The organism is Candidatus Methanoplasma termitum (genome assembly GCF_000800805.1).
Lineage (GTDB): Archaea > Thermoplasmatota > Thermoplasmata > Methanomassiliicoccales > Methanomethylophilaceae > Methanoplasma > Methanoplasma termitum.
Window position 1 is genome coordinate 973,930 of record NZ_CP010070.1, and the last position, 25,328, is coordinate 999,257.

Sequence of the window (25,328 nt, forward strand, 5' to 3'; positions counted from 1 at the left end):
TTGACACCTCACTTCAGCGGCATGAACTTCGAGGATCTGGTCGCACCCACTCCGGGTCCGGAGTGCACGGGCGGCTTCCTCGTCATGATGAACTCTCCGAGGAAATGGCCGATCATTTCCGGCTTTATCTCGAACTCTTTGAATTCCTTTCCGTTGTATACGCTCACTTTCTTCCCAACGAATTGGGGTATTATCGGCAGGTCCCTGCGGTGCGTCCTGATCTTCTCCTCCGAACTCTTCAGCTTGTCGAACAGCAGCTGCTGTTCGTAGTTCAAGCCGCGGAGGTAAGTCCTCCTCGACCTTGAAGGGAGGATGCCGAGCACCTCGTCGAAGGACATTGCCAGCATCTCGTCCATCGTGAAACCGCGGTAGAGGAACTCTTTCTTCCTCTTCGCCTGTATCGCCGACGCCTTCTTTCTGGACCTCCTCCTCGTAGCTTTTGCCGATCCCATAATCTTCTTTGCCATTCAGACTCACTTCCTCTTTTTCTTCGGAGCTATGAAACCCGCTTTCTGTCCCGGCGACGCGGTCCTCCTCTGGCAGTTCGGTCCTCCTACGTGGGGGTGGCTTCCTCCTCCGTGCGGGTGGTCGACTGCGTTCATCGCTACTCCTTTGACCCATTTGTTGGCGGTCGATCTTGACCTGAGCGTCAGGTAGTTCTTTCCTGCTTTGGCAAGTGGCTTATCGCCTCTTCCGCCGCCTGCAACTACACCGACGACCGCACGGCAGTTGGGGTTGAATTCTTTGTTCACGCCCGAGGGCATCATTATGACAACTTTCTCCCCTCTGCTGACGATGGTCGCCGAAGACCCTGCGGTCTTGACGAATTTGCCGCCGTCACCGGGTTTCGCCTCGATGTTGTGTATCGAGGTCCCTTCCGGTATGTTGTTCAAGCTTGTTATGTTCCCGGCGGCGATCTTGCTGCCGCCGACGGACACTTCCTGACCTACTTTGGTGCCTGCGACCGCAAGCTGGTAGTCCGTTACCCCATTGAAGTCGATGACGGCGAGAGGGCTTGTCCTCCCGGGTGCCTGTATCAGATCTTTAATGGTGCCCGCTCCCTCTGCGAATGCCGGGAGCCTTACATCGTCCACATGTCTGTGGCTCGGGGAGCGGTATTGCGATCCGCCTGTTCCCCTTCTCTGTGCTCTTAATCTCTTTCCCATTAGATCACCTCAGAACACTCCGACCCTCATCCCAACATCCTCCGCAGAGTATCCTTCCGCGAGTTTGATGATCGCATGCTTGCCGTCCTTCTGTATCTTGGTCCAAACGCGCTCGACCTTTACTTCAAAACGCTCTTCGAATGCCGCTTTGATGTCCTCTTTACGAGCCTGCCTGTGCACTATGAACTCTATCTTGTTGCCGTCGTTGAATTTCTGCGTCGGTGTTCCGGACAGAAGGTTCAGCGTCTTTTCTGTGACGTACGGTCTTATGAGTATGTCGCTCTGTTTCACAGCGTCCACTCTCCCATTTTCGCTATTGCGGATTCCGTATAGACAGTGAGCCTGCCCGCGTCCCCGCCGGGTGCAAGCACGCTTGCACTCAGTGATGCGACCGTCTGGACCTCCACTCCGGGAAGGTTCTTGGCTCCCTTGAACACGGGCGCACCCGCCTCTGATACCACTACCAGAATAGATACCGGGGTCCTGTATTTCCTGTTCCTCATCTTTCCGCGGCCGGCCCTTATCTTGGTGCCGTCCTTTGCCCTGTCTAGATCGTAACCGATCCCGATCGAGTCGAAAAGGCTGTTTATCTCTGATGTCGAGGCAATGTTCTGGAATTCGTCGTCGACCACGATCGGGAATGATATCGAATCATCGAACTCATGTCCGCGCTCCCTGACGCAGTCTGCGCAGCCGGTCGCCGCTATTGCGGAGAAGCGGGCCAGTTTCAGCTCTTTGTCGTTGACCTTCTGGTGCCAGATCCTCTCGGTTCTCGGGGGGTGGGCTCTCCTTCCGGATATGTTGTTGGGCGATTCCGTGGCCCTCTTTCCGGCTTTGATCCTCTGGACACGGGATACTCCTCTTCCTTTCCCCCATGTGCTTGTCGAGTGCCTCATTCCCGCGTGTTCGTTGGGTCCGTAGGGCTGCCTCTTGTTCGCCGCAGCCGCCAGGATCGCCTTTTTGATAACATCGGGCCTGTACTCGGACGAGAATACCGCCGGTACCTCTACGGTCCCGGAAACTTCTCCATTTACAGAATAAACGTTTGTTTGTGTCATACTTATGCCCCCTGCTTTGACTCGGTCGAAACGTATGTGACGTCTGCGACCGCTTGGTCGGCCTTCTTGGGTGCTCTCGCCGCATCCCTGAATCTTATCAATCTCTTTGTCGGCCCGGGTACGGATCCTTTGATCAGGACGTATGTGTTCCTGACCTCTCCGTAGTTAACGAATCCGCCCTTCGGGGTGATCTCCTTTCCGTCGAGTCCGACCTTCAGTATCTTCTTGTTGTACTCGGTCCTCTGGTGGTATCCCATCTGACCCGATGCGGGGACCGTGCTTCTTACGTAGCCGGGTCTCTTGGGTCCGAGGTTGCCGATGCCGCGGCGGTGCTTGCTGTTCTTGTGTGAAAGAAGCTTTACACCCCACCTCTTCGTTACACCCTGGAATCCTTTTCCTTTTGTAACGGCTATAACATCGATCAGCGCACCCTCTTTTGTGAAATCCGCGAGTGCCACCTCTTTCCCCAGGATCTTCTTTGCGTAAGCGACCCTCTCGTCCATCTTTCCGCCGCCGATCCTGAGCTCCATAAGCTCGGGAGTCTTCTTCGGAACTCCCGAGACCAACTTCGGCTGGGTGTAAGCGAGTACTCGTACATCTTCGATATCGAGTCCCTCGTATCTTCCGAAGGATGATTCGTCGTGGTTGGTGGGTACGTTCAGTCTCCTTGAGAGCAGGGGGTCGATCTCCTTTGACCAGACCTCTCCCGCCGTCTTGAGTCCCACGATGCTGCTTTCATAAAATCTCACTGCCGCTATCTTCATAGGCGGTACCTCAACTACTGTGACCGGTACCTGGACCTCCATTCCGGAGGTTGTGCTCTTGACCCTCTTGTCGACGACGAACGCATGCGTCATGCCGACCTTGTATCCCGCGAATCCCTGTATCTTCGGCGATCCGCTGATCTCCGGCCACGAGTCCAGCCTTGGTGTCTGCGACTTCGCTCTTTTCCTAGGGCCGAATGCCCTAGATCCTTTCTTTGGACGTCTTCTCTGTGACATTTATTCACATTTCCTGCGAGGGTGTCTTCGCTAACCTCGCGCTTTACCGACGAACGCGTCTTGACATCCGACCGTGACGCCATATTCGTCTCGAGAACTCTGTTGTGAGTTGAACGTGGGTTGCTCAAGGCATTGCCCGATGCGTCTGGTCGGACATACACATGTCCAATCTAAAAGTGGGATAATTCAGTTGTATATAAAGGCTACTGAAAAATCTGGCTTTTTCTCAAGGAAATGCTTATCCCTCTTCATTCATTTGTCTGCTTTCGCTCTGCTCCTTCTATCACTGATGGCAGCCTCCATAGCCCATAAAGAGGAACTTTTTTAACGACGCCTTCATCCTTCATCTCAAGCGATGCTATCACAGCGATGCGTGGTTTGAATTCTTTAATGTATTCCGCCATGCTCCGAGCAAGGGTTTTATGCCCTGATTTAACTTCTATGGGTACAACTTCCATGCCGCACTGTATGATGAAATCGACCTCTGCGTTTGCCTTTGATCTCCAATAGAACGGTGACTCTTTGTTCATTGAGATCAGTTCTGTCAGAACATAATTCTCCATGATGGCTCCTTTGAACTGCCCAAACTCCTCATTGGTCTCAAATTCAAAGAAAGAACGCAATCCTGACATCCTCCGCAAAATACCCACATCGGCCAGATAAAGCTTGAAACTCGTGTTGTCAGCAAACAATTGCAGCGGCTGCCTGGAGGGGTTTGCTCGCTTGACTTTGAAAACCAGACCTGCGTTGATCAGCCACTCAAGTGCGTCTTCGAGATCCCTTGCTCTCGCTCCTCCTCTGACATGCCCGAACATAAATTTGTTATTTTCCTTAGCCAGCTGTTCGGGAACTGAATCCCATATCAGGGTGAGTTTTTGCACAGATTCCGTTGCATGTTTGGCAAAGTCGTTCTCATAATCCACCATTATATTGTCAATGATTCTGTTAACTTCGTTTATGTCTTTCTTTTTAGTCCATGAACTTACCGCTGCCGGCATCCCGCCTATCGTTAGATAAATTCTCAGATGGAACTCCAACTTGGAAGCAAAGGGATGAAGGAATTCATCCATGGGGCACCTTTCATCGATCGCTTTTACCAGTTCGGCCTCACCGCTTGCCAACAGGTATTCTTTGAAGTTCATCGGACCCATCGTGATCCTATCAACCTTGCCGACGGGGAATGAATAGGGTTTGGACATCAGTACTCCCAGTAATGAACCGGCGCATGCGACATGATACTCAGGTGCCTCTTCGCAAAAGTACTTCAGGCTGGTCAGCGCCTTGCTGCAGAATTGGATCTCATCGAAAATGATCAGCGTGTCGCCGGGATCTATCTTTTTTTCCGAGAGTATTGCTAGCTGAGTTATAATTCGGCTTGTGTTAAGATTGGGTTCAAATATCTTTACCAACTCATCGTTCCCTTCAAAATTTAAGTAGACCACATTTTTGTAGTTCTTTTTGCCGAATTCTTCAAGAAGGAAAGTTTTACCGCATTGTCTAGGTCCCTCTACAATCAGCGGTTTTCTGCTTTCGTTGTTTTTCCAACTAAGCAACTCTTCGTAGGCAAGCCTGTACACAAGCTGTCATTGCGGTGGTACTTTAATATGTTTTTGCTGGACCACATTTTTTGACCCAAGAAAATAGGGTTTTAACACATTTTTTGACCCAAAAAAATGGGGTTTTAACACATTTTTTGACCAAAGAAAATGGACAGAAATGGAACAGAAAAAGATTCATCCTGAAAAAATAGAATGAACCTTTTTTTACCTCTTTGGGTCGATTTATCTATGAGGTCACTGTGTGTACTTTGACCTGTTTCCATCACTGTCCGATACTCGAATCTATCAATCTGTATTTGTAGAAAAAAGGCGTATTTCAGGGCTCGTTCGATGACAGAGCAGATTGATAGACACGCCTCCGTTCTTGATGCAAAAAAAAAGAATGTCGCGTGACAGTTTTGAACACCTGCCGGCGTGACTACCGGCAGGCGTTCTTTATTAAGGTTTGGGAATCTGTTTGTGTTGTCCGATTACGCTTTGGACCTCCTGTACAGCAGGAACGCTATCACCGCGATGATCACTATTATCACGATGATTATCGCTGCCCAGAGGAGGGCGTTGCTTCCTCCGACCACTCCGCTGTCGCTCGATTCGACCGTGAGCGTCAGGTCGGATGTTTCCGTCACTGTACACCGCAGTGAAGTGATACGTTCCGGGCGCGAAGCCGTTCACGTAGCTTTCCTTCAGTGTGATGACTGTGCTGCTGCTGCCTGCAACTGTATAGTTGCCGGCGGGGACTTCACTTCCGTTGTACATCAGACGCAGGAACTTGCTTTTGTCAACGTTGATCGTGAACGCACTGTCCCCGCTGCCGTTGTACGTCTTCGTCTGGCCGGGGTGTACTCATCCCTGCTTTTTCGATTACTTAGCTTAACATAAGTTTTGGAAGTTTGAATTGCAAATCATACAAAATTCTATTTGCAAACGTTACATTATTTTATTTGTAAATCCCACAAAATTCTATTTGCAAACGTTATAATATTTGTTTTGCATATCCTACAACATGAATGAGGAACAGTCGATGCTGGCAGATAGGATACGCAGCCTCTACCGTCCGAGGATAATCGACCCTATTATATCGGAAAAGCTCTCTGCTTTGGGGGGCGTGATGATAACCGGTCCAAAATCATGCGGTAAATCGTGGACAGGGTTCACTCATTCAAAGTCGGCTATATTCCTGGGAGAAGAAGAAGTGAACAGGTTTGCTTCATTGAATCCCCAGGTTGCACTTGAGGGGGAGCACCCTCACCTTGTGGATGAATGGCAGGATGTGCCTAAATTATTGGACATTGCGCGGAGGAACATTGATTTCAACAGCAAGAAGGGCATGTATATTTTCACCGGATCCACGACGCCTCCGCTTGAAAAGACATTCCACACAGGGATCGGAAGGTTCAGCAGTATTCAGATGCGGACGATGTCCCTCTTCGAATCCGGGGACAGCAACGGTTCGGTAAGTCTCTCTGAGGTATTTGAAAATGGGCGTATAAATGTTGCACATTCGAACCTCGATTATCAGAAAGCGGTCGGTCTGGTATGCAGAGGCGGCTGGCCGGGGGCATTAGGTGTCAATGAAACGGCAGCCATTGGTATCTCTTATGATTATTTCAGTTCGCTGACCTCTATGGACACATCCAGGGTAGACGGCAAGAAACGGAGTTCCACAACAATGGAACTTATACTCAGATCACTGGCCCGGAACAATGCCACCACGGCAAGCATCCCGACAATTGTTGCCGACATTCAGGGTGCCGGCGGAAAAATATCAGAAGGTACGGTACGAAGTTACATAGATGTTCTCAAAAGATTGTTCGTCATTGAAGAGCAGAATGCATGGCACCCCCACATACGTTCAAGAACACGCATACGCACATCCGGTGTGAGACATTTCTGCGATCCGTCTCTGGCAGCAGCTATCCTGGGAGCAAGACCGATCGTCTTACAAAAAGATACAAAAACAATGGGATCTCTGTTCGAAACTCTTTGTTACAGGGATCTGTCGGTCTATGCTTCAGGTATCGGCGGGCGCGTTTTTCATTACAGAGACGACTCCGATCTCGAAGTGGATGAGATCATACAATTGGAAGACGGCAGATGGGGAGCGGTCGAGGTCAAGCTCGGAACCTTTGAATTCGAAAAAGCCGCGGCCAATCTGATCCGAATGAAGAACAAGATGGTGGAAGCCGGTGCCGAAAAACCATCTTTTCTGATGATCGTGAGCGCTACGGGGAATGTGGCGCATACAAGGCCGGACGGAGTTATTGAAGCGCCGATAGACTGTCTGCGCCCGTGATCGCTTCGGACTTTGAAATTGCCGGATCACATTTTTCGACCCAAATAATTGGAATTATCACACATTTTTCGACCCAAATAATTGGAATTATCACACATTTTTAGACCCAAATAGAGACAATGAACACTCATGCCTGATTCAAACGGCCCTTCCGGCGTGAGTTTTCTCAACCTGAACGATAGAGTTCACAACATCAATCCATACAGATATCCTGAGCGGTACGGCCTGAAGCTTGCTCATATTGCGTAAAAAAGGAATATTTGGGGTTTTGAACACCTGCCGGCGTGACTACCGGCAGGTGTTCTTTGTTAAGGTTTGGGAATCTGTTTGTGTCGTCCGGTTACGCTTTAGACCTCCTGTACAACAGGAACGCTATCGCCGCGATGATCACTATTATCACGATGACGATCGCCACCCAGAGAAGGGTGTTGCTTCCTCCGCCGGGGTTGCCCGCGTCATCGTTGACCGTGAGCGTCAGGTCGGATGTTCCGTCAGTGTACACCGCTGTGGAGTGATACGTTCCGGGTCCGAAACCATTCACGTAACTTCACTTCAGCGTTATCGCCGTGTTGTCCGTGACGGCTTCCTAAAACTTTCTACTTTTACGATTATTGGATTTATGGCCGTCATCCCTCATCCTCAACGGCTCATAAATTCGTCTGTTGTCAGGAACTTCCATCCGAAATCACCGGATGTGGGAAAGCCTGTTTTATCATTGGTTATTATAAAATCCCCGGCATTATAGTATGACGCCACGATAGTATCGACCCAATCTATTTTCTTACAGATTTCGCACTGTGCATCCTTTCTTTCAGCCATGAGTTCGGCCGCAATACGCGCATTGTTCTTATCAAAACGCAGTACCTTTATGCTCAATGCGTTCAGCCATTCGTCCAATTCCTCTATCGAGTGATTTTTTTCTTTATGCTGGCGGCATATCTCCATATAAACGGTGGGAGGAATCAGTATGTCTCCGATATATCCTTTCAGCCAGTTTGTGAATTTTGTATCGCGTAAAGCGCATGTATCAAGAACGATTGAAGGTCTGGGCATTTCAGCCCCTTATACCGCCGGGACGGTCTTCACAGATAACTGGCATGAGGGCATCTATCTTGTCCATTCTTTTCTTTCTATCCTCTAACAGCAATGTTATTACTTTATCGCCGGGCATCTGGATGCAGAACCTGTACGCATAGTTCTGCAGGATGTGCTCGATCTTCATCGTTTCCCATGGGATCTCTTCCACCCATATGTTCAGGGTCTCTTTCGGAACATTCTCGTGACCTTTTTTGTTCATCCTTAGGTGATAACAGAAGAAGAACCAGAAAAGCTCCGCAAGATCGAACAGATCTTCTTCGGAGGCTTTGTTTTTCAATCCCATTCTGAAAACGGCCTCGAACTTGTCTTTCTCGTTAACGATGTGTTTAAATTCCTTTTTTGGGAATTCATCCATTGCGTTGTTGAACAGGCTGTCGATGTATGTCCATTTATTGTCCATTATCGACCTTTTACTCAGTGACTCTAAGGACTCCCGCAGTTTCCTGTATTCGTTTTGAAATTTGAAGGGGGCACCCTCGTAGACCTCGTCCTTTGCTGTCTCATGAGCCTCGGAACCGGAGTGTCTGACCATGAATTCGGCGATGTTTTTTCTTATGAGCGAAACAATCTTGTCATTGGGATCATAATTGGGGATGTCGCCTGCCCATCTTACAACTGTATATCTGGGAGTCACATGCTCCCAGGATGTGTAAGGGACGCAATGTGCGACAACGATGTCGCCCCATCTGTACCAATAGTGGGGTAAGCCTATGTCCTTTTCGGGCTTCAGTTCTCTGTTCAGCAGAGTAATGAACTTATTGTAAATGACGCCCGGAACCTCCCCTCTCCTTTCTTTTTTGTATTCCTCAAAGAACAGATAAGAAGCTATCTCGACATAATCGTTTCTTTTTACACTGTTCTTTGCCACATTACTGCCTCCTGCCGATACTGTTGTTTGATATGTATGTCTTTTATATTAATTTTGATGTGGTGATTTGACAGTGTTGATTATCGTCAGAAAATCGGAGCCGCTCAGCCCCGCTGCCTTTTTTACCATTCCGATTTGCACCGGTTCGCAAAGCCTATGATCATGTTGGATAACGAGGTCCCATCCGGGAATGCAAAGCCCGATCGGAAGAATCCTGAGATGCGGCAGGCCGCTGCAGATGCTGTTGAGAATTGTCGGGAGTGTGAAAAATAGAGTTTAGACACCTGCCGGCAATTATGCCGGCAGGTGTTCTTTGTTAAGGTTTGGGAATCTGTTTGTGTCGTCCGGTTACGACGCGTGAGACCTCCGGTACAACAGGAACGCTATCAGCGCGATTATCACGATGATGACGATGATGATCGCCACCCAGAGAAGGGTGTTGCTTCCTCCGCCGGGGCTGCCCTCATCACCGTTGACCGTCAGCTTAAGATCGGATGTTCCTCCGTCCGAGAATATCGCTGTGAAGTGATATGTTCCGGGATCGAAGGTCTTCACGTAGCTTTCCTTCAGTGTGACGACCGTGCTGCCGCTGCCGCCTGCGACTGTGTATTTTTCGGATGGGACTACGCTTCCGTTGTACATCAGACGCAGGAACTTACTGCTGTCGGCATTTATCGTGAACGCGCTGTCCCCGCTGCCGTCGTACGTATTCGTCTGGCCAGTGTAGGTTGTGCCGCCAGAGGCTGCCTTGACACTAACCGTCGCTGTTCCGTATATTGTGCTTTTATCCACAGACGCGGCCGTTATCGTCAGGGTCGCTGCGGTCTCATTCGCAGCCACGTTCAATACTCCGGAAGAAGATATCGTCGTCTCTGTGCTGTTGTTCCCTGATACGGACCATCTAACGATCTGCGACGGGTAGCCGCCGATTCCGGAAACGGTTGCGCTGAATTGTTTCGAAGCGCCCTTCTGAACATCTGCGGTCGGCGGATCCACCGTTACGGATAATATCGTGATCGTTCCTCCGCCTGTCCCGCCTCCGCCCCCGGCTTTGACCGTCAGCTTGAAGGTTATCGTTGCGGTCGTCGGAGAGGCGTTGCTTACCTTCAGGACAACAGGATATGTTCCCGCATTGAGTCCCGCGGCGATGTCAAGCGACTTTGTGGTGCCGTTCCAGGTTATCTTAGCGTCACCGCTGGTCTTGGTGACCGTCAAGGGCACTGTTCCCGTTATGGTGTAGGGTGCCGTCGATGTTGCGGCGTATCCGGCCGTCAACGTCATCGATGTCGGACCGGTTATGGTCGGAGCTATGGGAGCGGATGCGATCCATACCGTTGATGTTCCGTTGGTGTACGTGTCGTAGCCCGTCTTGGTGGTGGTCGCTTCCTTATCGGTCGCCGCCTTGATCGTTCCATCAACGTCGATGAAGTCGCCGCTTGCGGTGAGCTTGCTGTTAACGGTGACCGTTCCTCCGGTGTAAGCTGCGATACCCGCATATGTGCCGGTTGTGTCGTTCACGGTTATGTTGCCGTTCACAAGTATCTCCGCTCCGTCGCTCGCATACACGCCTCCGGTCGGCCAAGATGAATTAGAAGCGTAATCAACATCAACGTTCCCGGTCACTGTCACTTTCGCGCCTGCGTGCATTGCGAGTATGCCCACTGCAGAAGCCATTAAATCCCCGTTCAGAGTGACCTGTGCACCATCACCTGCGTAGATCCCTTCGTCCTGCGATGTTATTTTGCCTGTGACCGTTACGGTGGTGCCTGCGCCAGTGGCCTCTGTCCCTGCGGAATCTGCGTTCACATCGCCAGTGACCGTTACTGCTGCGCCGTCGTATGCGTTGATGCCGTAGGACGTCGCTGTCACGCTGCCTGTGACAGTGACCGTAGTGCCCGCGTCTCCGGCATTGATTCCATGGCCAGCTGCATCCACGTTGCCGGTGACCGTTACGGCTGCGCCGTCAAGAGCATCGATGCCGTCGTCCGTCGATGTCACGCTGCCCGTGACCGTTACGGTAGTGCCTGTGTTCACGGCATATATCCCTTGGTCATATGCGTTCAGATCGCCGATGACCGTTACGGCCGCGCCGTAGTTTGCATAGACACCGTAGCCGTTACTTGAGGTTATGTCGCCGGTTACCGTTACGGATGTGCCTGTGTTCTCGGCATCAATTCCACTAGAGTAGGCGTTCACGTTACCGTTGACCGTTACTGCTGGGCCGTCGATTGCATAGACACCGTTGCCGTTACTTGAGGTTATGTCGCCGGTTACCGTTACAGATGTGCCTGTGTTCTCGGCATAGATTCCATCACGGTAGGAATCCACATTGCCGGTGACGTTTACGGCCGCGCCGTCGTATGCATAGAGGCCTAAGCCGTCATTGCCGGTGGCGGATACGTTACCCGTGACAGTGACGGTGGTGCCTGTGCCACCGGCATTGATGCCAATGCTTAGCGAGCCGATGGCAGCGGATACATTGCCGGTGACGGACACGTTACCCGTGACAGTGACGGTGGATGCGTTCTCGGCATGGATGCCGAAGTTGCTATCGCCTGCCATGCTTACATCGCCCGTTACGGTGACGACGGAGTTGTCGGCATAGACCGCGCTGACACTCGCCGTGTATCCACTAGCGGAACTCAGCCCATCCCCTGTGATGTTACCGTTCACGGTGGCTGTCGAGCTATAGCATTGGATCGCCCAGTATGTGCTTGTGTATATGTCGCCGTTGATGACGATGGTGCTGTCCTCCACATCTATCGCGTCAAGTGCGGTTATGTTGCCGTTCACGGTGATGTCGGAGCCGTTGATCTCATAGATAACATATGCATCGGTGTCGCCGGCGTTTATATCGCCGTTCACTACAATCGTCGAATCGTCACAGTATATCGGGCTCGCCGCATTCATACCAGCATCTATTCCGGTGAGTTCGCATGAACTGCCGTTCAACGCATACAATCCTATTTCGTTGACGGCAACGACCTTGATCGATCCCGTGCCCGTGTATTTGATGACGGTACTGTAAAGAGAGAGCGCTGCGGTGCTGGAGTTGTCTGTGAACACCAGATTCTTCCCGTTAAGGTCGAAGGTGATGCTCCTGTCATATATGCTTGTGTCGAAATTGGTTATGTCAGCCAGCAGCTTGATGGTCGTGGGAGTGTTGGTCGTTATCGCGGCCAACGCATCGTCGAGCGTAGCGTACAGGGTTGAACCGATAGAGCATACCGGGTCCAACCACTTCGCGTAAAGCGTGATGTTCGATGTAACTGTGTCCGTGGAGAAGTCCCACAGGTTGGTGAATGTCGATTCCTTGTACCATCCGCCGAATATCTTGCCGCTTAGGGTGGGGTTTGTCGGCATCGTCACCGCGCCGCCGGAAGCGATCGTCTGCGACGAGATCGTGCCTGCACCGCCGGTGTCGAATGACACCGTGAAAATGGTGGCGACCGCAATTTTAACTGTGCCTGTCACACCGCTTGCGACACTGATGTTCGCCGGGCTGGACAGTAACGTGTCCGGAGCAACGGCGGTCGCATTCGTCAGCGACCACTGATAACCGCTTGCGGGGATCATGGTGAAGCTGTGCGTTTCCGCCGCGCCGCTGTTGTTCTTTACGTTCAGCGTCTGGTTGGTATCTGTGAATTTGACGGTGCCGGCGCCGCTGAGATAGAGACCGGTGCCGGTTGCGCCGCCGATCGCGTTGACCGTCACATTACCGCTCAGAGTGAGGATGTTGTTGGGAATGAGATGTATCCCATAACTTGTGCCGTTACCGGTGGCGGTAAGCGTGCTGCCGTTCGTGCTGGTGATCGTGAAGCCAGGACTGTTCGATGAGTCAATGCCATAATAGTTGGGGGCAGTGGCAGTGGAGGTGACGTTGGTGTTGATCGTGAGTACGGTGTTGCCTCCGACAGAGATCCCTTGTCCTCCCATCACAACGATGTTGCCTGTACCGTCAAACGTAAGATTGCCTGGTACGCTGATACCGGGCGCGCTGGACTCTCCGGTCCAGCCCTCGAATGTTACTGTCGCTCCGTTGTTAGTGATCTTTCCGTTTCCGTATCCATTTAGATAAATTGCCGGGCTGTTGTATGCCCTGCTCTTTATCGTTGTCGGGTTAGTAAGGTTAAGGATCAACGTGTTGTTGCCGGAGCCGTAGAAATATATGCCGAAACCGCGATTGCTGCCGTTTGAGCCTTGTATATTCGTGATAAGCGACCCCGAGATGGTAAGGGTCGCCCCGGACGGATTAACAACGATACCGCTGCCTTTCGAAACTGCGGCGGTCTGCGTGGTGAGGCTGCCGGTCCCGGTGATGTTGAATGCTGCTGCTGTGGTCAGCGTTAAGGCGCCGTTAGCGGGGCCGCTGTTATCGGTGCAGCTGACTGTCACCGAGGAGTTGACTGTCAGGTTCCCGGTGTGAAGTAAGATGCCTGCGCCGCCGCCCTGAACCGTAAGTGTGCCTGCGCCGTCGATCGTAAGGTCGCCGTTCGAATAGATCCCGGAATCACCTGCGGTCACCGCGATCAGTTCATTGGCGCCGATCAGAGCGATTTTGCCTTTCCACTGACTATAAGCATTAGTATTCGTCACACTGATCTTCAGGTTATTCAGAGTCACTGTATGAGTTGTTGTGTCAGCCGAACTTTCCCCGATCCATAAGTTGGAGTATGTCGTGCCCGGTGTGCCGATGACGGTAACGTTTGCATCAGCGGCGATATAGATTCCCGTCGATGCCGTCGGGCTTACGGACGAGAAGATGGTCATGACATCGTTGTTCGCAAGGTTGATCGTTGCGGTGTCGGCCCAGGTGTGGTTCGTGCTGTTGATCGAATAATCAAAGCCCGCCGGCGGGACCAGCTTTATCGTGCCTGTCGTGTTTGTCGTCACTACGACAATTAACGTAGAATCCGTCAGTGCGCCGCCCGTTAAGGCGCCGCCGGTGAGCGCCCATGTGGCTCCCGTCGGAGTTCCGGTCACCATAGTGAACGAATGGTTCTCAGGCGCTAACGAGTTGTTCGTCAGTTTGACGGTCGTGCCTATTCCCATGCTGAAGCTGTTGCTGTTGGGGACTGCGGGATATCCGCTGCCGGCCGTAATATTAAGCACGGCACCGTTGGTGAGGGTATTGGATGGCGACCTCATACCATGGCTGACACCGCTGCTGCTGGCGTTGATCGTCGTTCCGCTCACGGAAAGCAAACCGTCTACTTCGATGCCGACACCGGGTGCCGTAGCGGTGAACGCCCCTCCGCCCGAAATGTTCGCATCGTGTGAGCAATAGAATCCCATATCGTTACCCGTGAGATTGATGACTCCGTTGCAGGTTATATTCATATTACCAGCCGAATTATAATAGATCCCTCTGCCGTCTGGGCAGCTGGCTGTCAGCGATGCCCCGGCGCCCATATTGATGGTGGGTGCCGAACCGCCTACGTAGACTGCAGTGGCATTGTGAAGTGAGTTTACATTTGAGTTTGTGGCAGTGACATTCGCATTCCCAGATATATTCAGAGAAAGCCCATCTATCGCGCCGTATGAGACCGTGTTGTTTTTCAGTGTCAGCGTACCGCCGCTTGACGATGTGATGGACACAACAGATCCTGCCGCATTGGAGAATATGCAGCCGGCTGTGCTACTGTCGATCTCGTTGCTTCCTGTCAGGTTCAGTATGCCTTTTTTCGGAGCGTAACCGGTCCCTGGAGCAGTGAATTTCAAATTGCTGATGTTAACGTTATGGTTCGCTGTGTCCGCACCGTCCGCGATAGACAGATTATTGATCATTGTGCCGTCGCCGATGATCGTAACATTAGCGTTGACGGCGATCTGTATAGTTGTCGCAGATGCGGGCGACCCCGCTGCGCCCGCGATGGTCAGCGTATCGCCATCGTTCAGTGTTATTGTTGTTCCGAAATCAGTCCATGTGTGCCCGGGGCTTCCGTCTATGGTATAGCCCGTCCCCCCTTGTGACTGCGCGGACGACATCCCAATAAGAAGGATGACAAAAAGAGCCGCTGCAACCGTCAGAGATAAAATTTTCATCTGTTTTGTTATCGTAAAGATTCCCCACTATGTTTTGCCCCCTCGCTATATTTACTCATATCAAATTCGTACATTATATACTTGATTATATAAAGAAACTAATTCGGTCAAGTAATTCGATCCGGGCGGCTGTGTGCCCGTGTTCACGCTGGAACACATATCAAGGACGCGAACAAAAATGGACGTGCCTTTGGCAGCTTCAGAGTTTGCCTTCTTTGGCCTTTGCCTGAGCCCTCTTCATGCGCGCCTTGGTGTCGAATCCCGTCGCTCTCTCGACGAATTTGTTCAGCGTTCTCTTGCTGTCGAGTATGTCGGCATCGGACATCGCTCCGTCCTTGTTTGCAGTGACGACATCAAGCTTGTCCTTGCCGACGAGCTTTACGGTAATGGTCTCCAGCACACCGTACGAAGATACGAGTGCTCCTCCCTTCTTCGATACATTACCGAATATCTCCTTCATCATCTTCTCGAGGAGATCCCCTTCTATGTTCTTCAGCCAGCCTTTCTTAACGTCGTACTCAACCATCTCTTTCCCTTCCTAACGCAAGGTCGTTGTCGAACCCTCTTTCCAGGTCCGCCGCTGTACCTAATATCCTTTCCGAATCCAAATACGTTTGCCAATCTTTTACGCAGGCGCATTTTGTGTTGAGATCCTTTATGTTCTGCGAGAATGAGAATCTCTCGATCGAATCGAGCATCTCTTTGTCGCAGTTCCCGCAGTTGTGCACCCCCCTTGACGTCCCTCCTCCCGAAGGTGACGACATGAGCCTCGCATTGACATTGCCGGACGATCTCCTGAGGACCTCTGCGAGGGACCATATCCACGGCGCCCTGAGCTCTCCGGCCCTCCAGAGCCTCTCCGCATACGTCCCGCGCTGAACGTTGAGCGGGTTTATGGAAATCTCATCCGAGAATTCATCTGCGAACTTTACGGAACGGACGGCATCCTCTATCGCCGCGGACTCCGTCAGGAACGGCGGTTTGAGCAAGAGATACGTTCTGACCTTCAACCCCGCTTCTTTGATGAGCAGACCGGCTCTTCTGCTGTCCTCGGGAGTGAATCCTTTGTTTATCGAGATCTTGAGGATGTCGGGGTCTGAACTCTCAAGACCCAGAGCGATGGTTGCGGTCTTCGGCAGCGTCGCCAGGACATCCTTCTTTACGAACTCCGGACGGCTCTCGAACAGTATCCTTTCGCAGCCTGAGAACTCCTTCAATATCCTCTCCCTTATGGGGATCGGGATCTCTTTCTCATCGAGGAAGCTTCCGGAAGTGTATATCTTGACGAACGGCTCCCCTTTGTATTTCAATAATGCTTCATCGATCTGTTTGTTGAGATCGTCCTCTGTCACGACGTTGAGAGAAGCTTGCCTGTATCCGCACATTGTGCATCCGCCGGTCTTTGCCCAGCAGCAGCCGCTTGTGCGCATTATCATTACCATCGCATCGGATACTTTGCCGGAAACGAGATCTTTCTCTTTCCATGATGCCTCAAGATTGGCGGGCGATCTTTTTTCCTTCATGTTGCAGGCCTGCTTCTGGGATTGGTTATCCTTTATTAATCATTATCAGCAAAATGCCGCTGTGCACGGGGAGAATGAAAATAAAACACCTATATCTTCGAGAAAAGAAAGATAGTAAGTGGTTTTTGAAGATGTTTATAAGCGTTCTGAAGGCCGTCCCGGGATACCTTACTTTAGGGTCATCTCCCTCTGCTCTCTCCTGCTCTCCATCACTACGATCATCGGGAGGCCGGCGGCAATGTGTCCGTCCTTGGCAGCCATTGAGATGGTGACAGTGGCGTTCTTCTTCGCGGGTATCCTGAGCTTTCCTCTGGAGTTCGATGACTTTACGCCGTTCTTGGTCTTACCATCATCGTTGACGACCCCGTAGGTTATGGCCGCTTCCTTTACCGACTCTTCCCCTATCATCACCGTCAGGAACAGACCTGCTCTTATCCACAGCAGGAACAGCACCAGCAGGATCACGAGGATCAGTAAGCCGATGATCAGCCACGAGATAACGTTGCCGCTGATGACACCGGTATCGCCTGTCGTGAAGTACAGGTCGAGGTTCAGGGAAGCTCTGACGTCGCTGAAGGTCGTCTGTGATGTTGTCACTACGCTCGGAGTCTCCCACTTGGCGAATTGGTAACCGTCGGCTGCGAACGCTCTTACCACGACATTGTCGCCGACATGTAAGGTCACCGGGCCCGTGTATCTGGTGAAGCTTCCGCCGTTTATGCTGTATTCCTCGTATCCGTCTCCTTCCTTGATGTTGATCGTCAGAGTTATGTCGTTGGTATTCGTGTCGAATGCGCTCTTCACATCAATGGTGTGGTTGGACATCACATTGGGGAAGGTGTACGATCCGCTGTCGATCTCCGCCTGTGAAAGGGAGTACACGCCATCGATGATTACTTCAGTTATTATGTAGCCATCATTCGCCCTGAATGTGAACGACTTGCTGTCGCCTGCCTGAACTGTGACCCTTCCGCTTGGGTTTATGGTGGAACCTGAGTCGGCGGTAGCGGTGATGGTGTACACCTTCGACGTTACTGCGAAGTATGCCGTTACCGTACCGCTGTTACCCTGGACCAACAGATCGGTTATGGGTATGGTCAGCGGGTTGGTGTTGGTATAATATGGGTCACCTATGCAGTATTTGTCAAAGTGCATACCGACGGCCTTGGCTTCCGCGAAGAGTGTCACATTTGTAACCGTCTGGGCCACGTTGACATATCCGTTCCTGTACAGTATGCCATACACTACGCCGTCATCGCCGGTGATCTTTAAGGTTCCGGCTCTGTCAGGCTCGATGCCTACATCCACCCTGTAATACAGAGAGTCGTATGCAGACTTGTCGATGAAATACACTGTTACATCGATATCGTTCTTCAGCGGTGTCGTGAACGGGTTAGCGTAGCTTACAGGCAAGGCAGGGTCGCTCGTCACTTCGAACTTCTCGAACTGAGTCAGTGTGTCGATGGTGAAGGTGTTGCCTTCCGGATCCAAAGCGGTGAGGTCTACTGTAGCAGTTATCTTTGGCACGTTGACATATCCGCTCTTGTAGAGGATTCCGAACACATTGTCTGTGTTGCTGTCCGTTACCATTGTTGAACCGCTTCCGTCGTCTATGCCGCCCGGACCTGTAAGGGTTATGTTGACCCTGTTGTACTTTGTCGCGTAGTCGGTGGTCTTGATGAACTGAGCGAGGACCGTCATGTCCGCCGCGGTGTATCCCGTGGGGTTGGCGTAGCTCTTCGCTCCGGACTCTTCGAAGTATTCGAAGGTGTACGCATCTGTGCCGATGGTGCCGTCCGCCGCGCTGACACTGATCTTCACGACCGATATCGGCACGTTGACGTATCCGTCCTGGTACAGAGTTCCATAGACTGTGCCGTCGTCGCCGGTGATCGTCACGGACCCTGCCTCATCGGGCTGGATGTCCACGTTGATCTTGTGGTACTTTGTCGCGTAGTCGGTGGTCTTGATGAACTGAGCGAGGACCGTCATGTCCGCCGCGGTGTATCCCGTGGGGTTGGCGTAGCTCTTCGCTCCGGACTCTTCGAAGTATTCGAAGGTGTACGCATCTGTGCCGATGGTGCCGTCCGCCGCGCTGACACTGATCTTCACGACCGATATCGGCACGTTGACGTATCCGTCCTGGTACAGAGTTCCATAGACTGTGCCGTCGTCGCCGGTGATCGTCACGGACCCTGCCTCATCGGGCTGGATGTCCACGTTGATTCTATTGTACTCAGTCACAAAGTCTGTGGTGAGCATGAATGTCGCAGTGACGTCCAGGTTGTCCGCCACTACCATTGTCGGACTGGCATAGCTTGTGTCGTATGCTGTTCCGCCAACAGGTGTGATATCGAAGCATACGAAGGAGTATGTGGCTCCATCGGCTCCGGTCAGAGCAATATTGGCCATTGGTGTTGTTCCATCAGCATGCATCTTGGGGATACTGACTATTCCACTATTGTAGAGAGTTCCGTATATCGTTCCATCTCCATTTACTATTACTGTTCCATCTGAGATAGTTGGATCAAAAATTACATTGACCAGATAATAGTCGTTGGCGTCACCAAACACCGCATATATCGTGTCGCCGTTGGCCACGGTGTAAGTGGTCGGGCTCACAGAGGATACGGGTCCGGAGTTCTGCTTGAAACTGACGAACACCGCCGGGGATACCGCCGTCGCCTTGAAGGTCAGGCTGTATCCCGACGCTACGGGTATGGCCACCGTCGATGTGACCGATACTGTCGCGATCGTCGTTGTTCCGTCTGAAACGGCTACCGATCCGGGTCCGCTGACATCCACTGTTATGTTGTAATAGACCGAGGAATCGGCGTTGAACACCGCGTATATCGTGTCGCCGTTGGCCACGGTGTAAGTGGTCGGGCTCACAGAGGATACGGGTCCGGAGTTCTGCTTGAAACTGACGAACACCGCCGGGGATACCGCCGTCGCCTTGAAGGTCAGGCTGTATCCCGACGCTACGGGTATGGCCACCGTCGATGTGACCGATACTGTCGCGATCGTCGTTGTTCCGTCTGAAACGGCTACCGATCCGGGTCCGCTGACATCCACTGTTATGTTGTAATAGACCGAGGAATCGGCGTTGAACACCGCGTAGACCGTATCATTGGGAGCCACCGTATAGTATGTGGGGCTGCTGTATGATATCGGTGTGACGCTGTTCTGCTGGAAGCTGACGAAGACGTTCGGTGCGGTTGTCGAGGCATCGAACTTCAGATAGTATCCTGCAGTGATCGGCACCGCGATGGTCGATGTTGTTGAGACTGTCTGAGAATATCCCGTTCCGGTGACTGTGACGCTGCCGGTTCCCGTGATATTCACTGTTATATCATACACATCTGAACTGAACATCGCCGTCACCGTGTCGCCGTTTGATATGTCATAGATCTTCGGTGTGACGGCATCCGTCGTTCCCGGTGCCGGTGTCTTCTTGAAACTGACGAAGGCGTCCGATACTACGACTGCGGTGAATGTCACGCCGTTGGCATTTGCCACGGGTATAGCCAGGGTGTACGTGTTCGGTCCGACGAACGGTGTCGCGAATCCCGTCACACTGACATTGCCGTTCCCGACGATGGTCAGGGTCATGTTGTAATAGACCGAGGAATCGGCGTTGAACACCGCGTATATCGTGTCGCCGTTGGCCACGGTGTAAGTGGTCGGGCTCACAGAGGATACGGGTCCGGAGTTCTGCTTGAAACTGACGAACACCGCCGGGGATACCGCCGTCGCCTTGAAGGTCAGGCTGTATCCCGACGCTACGGGTATGGCCACCGTCGATGTGACCGATACTGTCGCGATCGTCGTTGTTCCGTCTGAAACGGCTACCGATCCGGGTCCGCTGACATCCACTGTTATGTTGTAATAGACCGAGGAATCGGCGTTGAACACCGCGTAGACCGTATCATTGGGAGCCACCGTATAGTATGTGGGGCTGCTGTATGATATCGGTGTGACGCTGTTCTGCTGGAAGCTGACGAAGACGTTCGGTGCGGTTGTCGAGGCATCGAACTTCAGATAGTATCCTGCAGTGATCGGCACCGCGATGGTCGATGTTGTTGAGACTGTCTGAGAATATCCCGTTCCGGTGACTGTGACGCTGCCGGTTCCCGTGATATTCACTGTTATATCATACACATCTGAACTGAACATCGCCGTCACCGTGTCGCCGTTTGATATGTCATAGATCTTCGGTGTGACGGCATCCGTCGTTCCCGGTGCCGGTGTCTTCTTGAAACTGACGAAGGCGTCCGATACTACGACTGCGGTGAATGTCACGCCGTTGGCATTTGCCACGGGTATAGCCAGGGTGTACGTGTTCGGTCCGACGAACGGCGTCGCGAATCCCGTCACACTGACATTGCCGTTCCCGACGATGGTCAGGGTCATGTTGATCGTTGTGTTGGCATTCGGATCGAACGTCGCCGTCACCGTGTCGCCGTTGAGGATCGAGTATGTGACTGGGCTGTAGCTGTCCGTCGTTCCCGGTGCCGGTGTCTTCTTGAAACTGACGAAGACGTTGGGCGATGTGTGGGATTCCGTGAACTTAATGCTGTTCGCAGAGGCCACGGGTATAGCCAGGGTGTACGTGTTCGGTCCGACGAACGGCGTCGCGAATCCCGTCACACTGACATTGCCGTTCCCGACGATGGTCAGGGTCATGTTGATCGTTGTGTTGGCATTCGGATCGAACGTCGCCGTCACCGTGTCGCCGTTGAGGATCGAGTATGTGACTGGGCTGTAGCTGTCCGTCGTTCCCGGTGCCGGTGTCTTCTTGAAACTGACGAAGACGTTGGGCGATGTGTGGGATTCCGTGAACTTAATGCTGTTCGCAGAGGCCACGGGTATAGCCAGGGTGTACGTGTTCGGTCCGACGAACGGCGTCGCGAATCCCGTCACACTGACATTGCCGTTCCCGACGATGGTCAGGGTCATATCGTAGTGCGTGTTAGCAAACGCCGCAGTGATAGTGTCACCATTCCCTACATCATATGTCATCGGGCTGTAGTTGACAGGCGTTCCGGCGGATCCTCCCGACGGGGTCTTCGTGAAACTGACGAAATTGTCAGTTCCGGCGGTTGCACTGAATGTCAGACTCGTGGTGGTGAACGGAACAAGTATCTGATATGTTCCCGGCCCAACGTACGGCGACCCGCTGACGCCTGTTCCTGTGACATTGACCGAACCGTTACCCGTTATTATCAATGTTACAATGTTGCCGGCGGCCGCTATTAGCTGGTTGTCGCCGTTAACGGTTGGAGTTACCGACCTTGTAGTAATCGTGTATGGAGATTGCAAACCCGAATATGGCTTGACCTGCCCGGCTGGAGTTCCATCTATCAGAACAAGTACTTTTGTAGTATCTACGCCTGTCGGCACATCAAAGGACACCGCGGTGGTCGCGGGAATAGTCGTTATATCGGTGACCGTCGAATATACATAGGATGCGTCAGGGTTGCCCTTGAAATACAGCGTTGAACCGGATGCGGATTTTGACATATCGAAGTTGCCGACGATCTTGCTGGTAGGTGCTCCGAACGTGACCGTGTTCACACCGGATCCCAGAACAACGTTGCCGTTGACAGTACCGTTGTTCGTAAGGGTGACCGGCCAGATCGCAGTGTTGTCTGCTGTTATTCCGTTAGTTGTACCGTTGATCGTCGCGCCTGCGTTGTTCGTTATCAATGCCTGAGTTGAAGGCGAGCTGTAGATACCTGTCGGACCTGTTATGGTTCCGCTGTTTTCCACCACCGCACCTCCTGTGCAGCTCAGGTTGATACCGATGGTACTTCCAATGATAGAACCGCCATTGAGGTTCTTTATCTTTGAAGGCATACCGCCAGTAACGGACACACCTGCAATGGTTCCGCTGATATCTCCCGAATTCTCTATGATGCAGCCATTGCCGCCGCCTACATAGATACCGTATGTTCCTTCGATGTTGCCTGGAGAGGATCCTAAAATAGTATTATCACCGCTCTCGTTGTATATCATTACGCTTCCGTCGCTAACCTCTATACCTGGGCCATTGCTGCCGTTGATCCATCCGTTCCCGTTATGAACGACTGCGTCGGACTGTATTAGAACTCCTTTTGATGCTCCGTTGATCACACCGCCTCTGTTATCAAGGTTCACGGAACCTGAACCCACCGATATCTGTACGGCTGCATTGGCTGCGGCGGAGGTGTTCTTGATGTTTGCATTGTTCTTGATCGTCACGCCGTTCTTCAGCTCAACAGTGCTTGGGTAAGAAGTGGCGGTAACTGCTCCATGCAACGTGATCTCGCCCCAATCGTTGCCGGAGGCCCCGCCGTCGAATGTAATGGCAACGTTGCTACCTATATCCAGTGTGCCGGGATCTGTTGGATTCGTAGCCGGGTCGCCCCAGAACGTTATCGAACAGTCGTGGCCTGCGGCATCGCCTTTGATGGCTTCGACAGCGAGCTGAACATTCGTCTGATCGAGTGCGACCGTTCTCCATGTGCCGTCCAACAGCCTTTCATATGCGGAGTATAAACTAATACCGGGAGTAGAGTTATTGCTTGTAAGTATGTAATCATATGTGGGAACATATGGTTGCACTTTGTACACAAAGTATATTACGTCATTCACACCGCCGGTCAAATAAGTCCTGGATGGCTGACCGGGGGTGACAGGAGTATAATCCGTAGCGTTCGTTGGAGGGCTGTCCCATTTGTATCCAAGGATCGCGTAATCAGGAATGGGCGGGATCGTTCCGATATATGTTCCGTCGACACTCGTATCCATTATATGCAGGGAATCGGTCTGTATATACTCGGGGGGAGAGGCGGCTATCTTGTCTATGTCCAAATAGAACTCATTGACAGATGATAGTTTGATGGGGAGATCCTGTACAAACTTGATGCGTAAGAACGGTACGCCGGTGGGGTCGCCTGTATATGCATATGTGTCATATCCTGTTTTTGAGTTTGTTGTATGGATCTGTGGGCTGTTGTTATAGGCGCTGTTGCTGCTGACTATTTTTGCTGTGTATATTGGAGTTCCCACTCTCACTCCTTCTGCATAAATTGTATATGTCGTACTTGATGTGGCATTGGGGAATTGGAAGGCAAAGGGCCTGTTGTTTGCTCCCAGTTCGGGGAAAGTCATCATCGATGCGCCGGTACCTGCGTCCGAATATATCCTCAGAGAGTAGGGGTAAGTGTAAAAAAGCTGGGGGATCTGATACCCGCCTGGTCCGCTGGGATCATTAGCATAAACACTTACAAAATAACCGCCTCCCGTGATAGAGGTTGCACCGATGGCTTTTGGTGATGTAGTATATATGCCCCAACACCATGCCTTTAAGGTCACTCCTGGTTCAAGAGTAAGGGCTGTGCCGGCGCCGTTGTTTGATGAGGCACCGGCTCCGCCTCCAATGGCTGACCCACCCTGAGAAGACGCTGTTACTACTGCATTGTCAAGGAGTTTGATCGTGCCGCCGCTACCTCCGCTACCGCTTTCGCCTGTCTGATTAGTTGGACCGCCGCCTCCGATACCTGCGCCGTATTTTGAGGTCCTGTTGTCTGCTGTCACCACAGCATTGCCGCCGATCGTGATCGTACCGGCTGGGCCTCCGGCACTGTTGAGAACGTTGGATCCTCCACCTCCGATTGCTGCGCCGCCATTAGAAGTGGTCATTTTAACTGTCACCACGGCATTGCCATTGATCGTGATCGTGCCGCCTCCGGCGCCCGGACTTCCTCCGCCGCCTCCGATACCTGCCCCTGTGCCCGTAGAGGTTGCGGTCACATTGCCGCCGGAAATATTGATTATACCTCCGGCATGACCTCCGGCGCCTCCGATGGCTGCGCTGTTTCCGGAAGCTGTGGCTGTTATCGTTCCGCCCTTTATGTTAATGGTATATGTCAGTGTGGCAGCGGTACTGTTGCCTCCAATAGCTGCGTTGTTTGAGGTAGCAGACGTAATGAGCGAACCGCTTTTCATGCCGGTGCCTGCTGCACTATCGATTGTAACTGTTGCGGTAGGGGACACCTGTATCGCTTTGACAGTGTTCGTGCCGTCCAACAAAAGGGTGACGTTGGCGGTGCCCTGTAAAGTGATAGTGCTGTCTCTGACTGAGGGGGATGTGATCTGACTTAAATTGATATTACTAAGTACAACAGTACTGAGAGTAACGCCCGTTTGGAATACTATATCTCTAGTCAAAGCTGTTGTTGCAGGTTGGTTTTGCGTGATTGTATATGTACTGCCATTCGCCCCTGCGGCAAATGTCACAATATTATTTGCGAACGTCACATTTGCATTCGCAGGTGAAATGGTCATTGAATTGAGGTTTATCGTGTAGTCTGTCGTTGGCGGCGTAGCCAACGTTTCTTCCAAATCTTTATCTTCTATCGTTATCGCCACAAACACTCCTGACAATACGAGCATTGCAGCCAAAATCACCAGAGCTGAACCGCGTCCGCTCCTTCCCAGATTAAGTCTCATTTCCTTCTCCCCTATTACATGAAAAATTGCACACAAAGATGGTGCATCCCATGAAGAAAGGATGCTTGTAACGCACACGATGAGGCCCCCTATCGGCCTCACCATCCTCCCCTATGGTGCCTGCATAAAGTTATCCATATGCAACTTTTTGTTCTATCATGCACATTTCTAAACTGATATATGAAGTTTCGTAGTATCAATATCATACTAAGTAACATATA

At 51.8% G+C, this 25,328-nt stretch carries 15 protein-coding genes; 1 reads left to right on the forward strand and 14 read right to left on the reverse strand.

Annotated elements, in window-relative coordinates; translation table 11 throughout:
* Positions 1–8: 8 nt before the first annotated feature.
* The 7 genes from Mpt1_RS04735 to Mpt1_RS07715 form a co-directional block, all read right to left on the reverse strand.
* Complete coding sequence (locus Mpt1_RS04735) at positions 9–467, reverse strand: 30S ribosomal protein S19 (RefSeq protein WP_048112674.1); 459 nt, start codon at positions 465–467, stop codon at positions 9–11.
* A 6-nt stretch (positions 468–473) separates the two neighbouring features.
* A complete protein-coding gene (locus Mpt1_RS04740; RefSeq protein WP_048112676.1) occupies positions 474–1,166 on the reverse strand; it encodes a 50S ribosomal protein L2 in 693 nt (230 codons plus the stop codon).
* Between the two features lie 9 nt (positions 1,167–1,175).
* The gene (gene rplW, locus Mpt1_RS04745; protein ID WP_048113865.1) at positions 1,176–1,457 is read right to left on the reverse strand and encodes a 50S ribosomal protein L23; all 282 of its coding nucleotides are present in this window, start codon (positions 1,455–1,457) and stop codon (positions 1,176–1,178) included.
* Positions 1,454–2,224, reverse strand: coding sequence for a 50S ribosomal protein L4 (gene rpl4p, locus Mpt1_RS04750; protein WP_048112679.1), 771 nt, complete (start codon positions 2,222–2,224; stop codon positions 1,454–1,456). Before rpl4p ends, rplW begins: the two co-directional genes overlap by 4 nt.
* A gap of 2 nt (positions 2,225–2,226) precedes the next feature.
* Complete coding sequence (locus Mpt1_RS04755) at positions 2,227–3,225, reverse strand: 50S ribosomal protein L3 (protein ID WP_048112680.1); 999 nt, start codon at positions 3,223–3,225, stop codon at positions 2,227–2,229.
* Between the two features lie 248 nt (positions 3,226–3,473).
* Entirely contained in the window at positions 3,474–4,802 is a 1,329-nt protein-coding gene (locus Mpt1_RS04760; RefSeq protein ID WP_048112682.1) for an ATP-binding protein, read from the reverse strand.
* Positions 4,803–5,254: 452 nt separating this feature from the next.
* Positions 5,255–5,410: a hypothetical protein gene (locus Mpt1_RS07715; RefSeq protein WP_158386763.1), complete on the reverse strand. Its 156-nt coding sequence runs from the start codon at positions 5,408–5,410 to the stop codon at positions 5,255–5,257.
* A 377-nt stretch (positions 5,411–5,787) separates the two neighbouring features.
* Between Mpt1_RS07715 and Mpt1_RS04765 the strand changes: the two genes are divergently transcribed.
* Positions 5,788–7,077, forward strand: a complete 1,290-nt coding sequence (locus tag Mpt1_RS04765; protein ID WP_048112684.1) for an ATP-binding protein — start codon at positions 5,788–5,790, stop codon at positions 7,075–7,077.
* Positions 7,078–7,417: 340 nt separating this feature from the next.
* Here the strand turns inward: Mpt1_RS04765 and Mpt1_RS04770 are convergent, their stop codons facing one another.
* From Mpt1_RS04770 to Mpt1_RS04800, 7 genes are all read right to left on the reverse strand, one after another.
* Positions 7,418–7,618, reverse strand: coding sequence for a hypothetical protein (locus Mpt1_RS04770; RefSeq protein ID WP_048112686.1), 201 nt, complete (start codon positions 7,616–7,618; stop codon positions 7,418–7,420).
* Between the two features lie 98 nt (positions 7,619–7,716).
* Positions 7,717–8,130 (reverse strand): type II toxin-antitoxin system VapC family toxin, encoded by a 414-nt coding sequence (locus Mpt1_RS04775; protein WP_048112689.1) that lies wholly within the window; start codon positions 8,128–8,130, stop codon positions 7,717–7,719.
* A gap of 1 nt (position 8,131) precedes the next feature.
* A complete protein-coding gene (locus tag Mpt1_RS04780) occupies positions 8,132–9,043 on the reverse strand; it encodes a hypothetical protein (protein WP_048112691.1) in 912 nt (303 codons plus the stop codon).
* 348 nt (positions 9,044–9,391) lie between these two features.
* A complete protein-coding gene (locus Mpt1_RS04785) occupies positions 9,392–15,088 on the reverse strand; it encodes a beta strand repeat-containing protein (RefSeq protein WP_048112693.1) in 5,697 nt (1,898 codons plus the stop codon).
* A gap of 199 nt (positions 15,089–15,287) precedes the next feature.
* The gene (locus tag Mpt1_RS04790) at positions 15,288–15,614 is read right to left on the reverse strand and encodes a DUF5611 family protein (protein WP_048112699.1); all 327 of its coding nucleotides are present in this window, start codon (positions 15,612–15,614) and stop codon (positions 15,288–15,290) included.
* A complete protein-coding gene (locus Mpt1_RS04795) occupies positions 15,607–16,611 on the reverse strand; it encodes an archaeosine biosynthesis radical SAM protein RaSEA (protein ID WP_048112702.1) in 1,005 nt (334 codons plus the stop codon). The genes Mpt1_RS04790 and Mpt1_RS04795 overlap by 8 nt, the downstream gene beginning before the upstream one ends.
* Positions 16,612–16,779: 168 nt before the next feature.
* A complete protein-coding gene (locus Mpt1_RS04800) occupies positions 16,780–25,107 on the reverse strand; it encodes a beta strand repeat-containing protein (protein ID WP_158386765.1) in 8,328 nt (2,775 codons plus the stop codon).
* Positions 25,108–25,328: the final 221 nt, after the last annotated feature.

Bases quoted from the DNA above. Each gene is read 5' to 3' on its own strand.
- Mpt1_RS04735 (WP_048112674.1), bottom strand. From the start codon at position 467: ATGGCAAAGAAGATTATGGGATCGGCAAAAGCTACGAGGAGGAGGTCC.
- Mpt1_RS04785 (WP_048112693.1), bottom strand. From the start codon at position 15,088: ATGAAAATTTTATCTCTGACGGTTGCAGCGGCTCTTTTTGTCATCCTT.
- Mpt1_RS04755 (WP_048112680.1), bottom strand. From the start codon at position 3,225: ATGTCACAGAGAAGACGTCCAAAGAAAGGATCTAGGGCATTCGGCCCT.
- Mpt1_RS04775 (WP_048112689.1), bottom strand. From the start codon at position 8,130: ATGCCCAGACCTTCAATCGTTCTTGATACATGCGCTTTACGCGATACA.
- Mpt1_RS04740 (WP_048112676.1), bottom strand. From the start codon at position 1,166: ATGGGAAAGAGATTAAGAGCACAGAGAAGGGGAACAGGCGGATCGCAA.
- Mpt1_RS04790 (WP_048112699.1), bottom strand. From the start codon at position 15,614: ATGGTTGAGTACGACGTTAAGAAAGGCTGGCTGAAGAACATAGAAGGG.
- Mpt1_RS04765 (WP_048112684.1), top strand. From the start codon at position 5,788: ATGAATGAGGAACAGTCGATGCTGGCAGATAGGATACGCAGCCTCTAC.
- Mpt1_RS04795 (WP_048112702.1), bottom strand. From the start codon at position 16,611: ATGAAGGAAAAAAGATCGCCCGCCAATCTTGAGGCATCATGGAAAGAG.
- rpl4p (WP_048112679.1), bottom strand. From the start codon at position 2,224: ATGACACAAACAAACGTTTATTCTGTAAATGGAGAAGTTTCCGGGACC.
- Mpt1_RS04800 (WP_158386765.1), bottom strand. From the start codon at position 25,107: ATGAGACTTAATCTGGGAAGGAGCGGACGCGGTTCAGCTCTGGTGATT.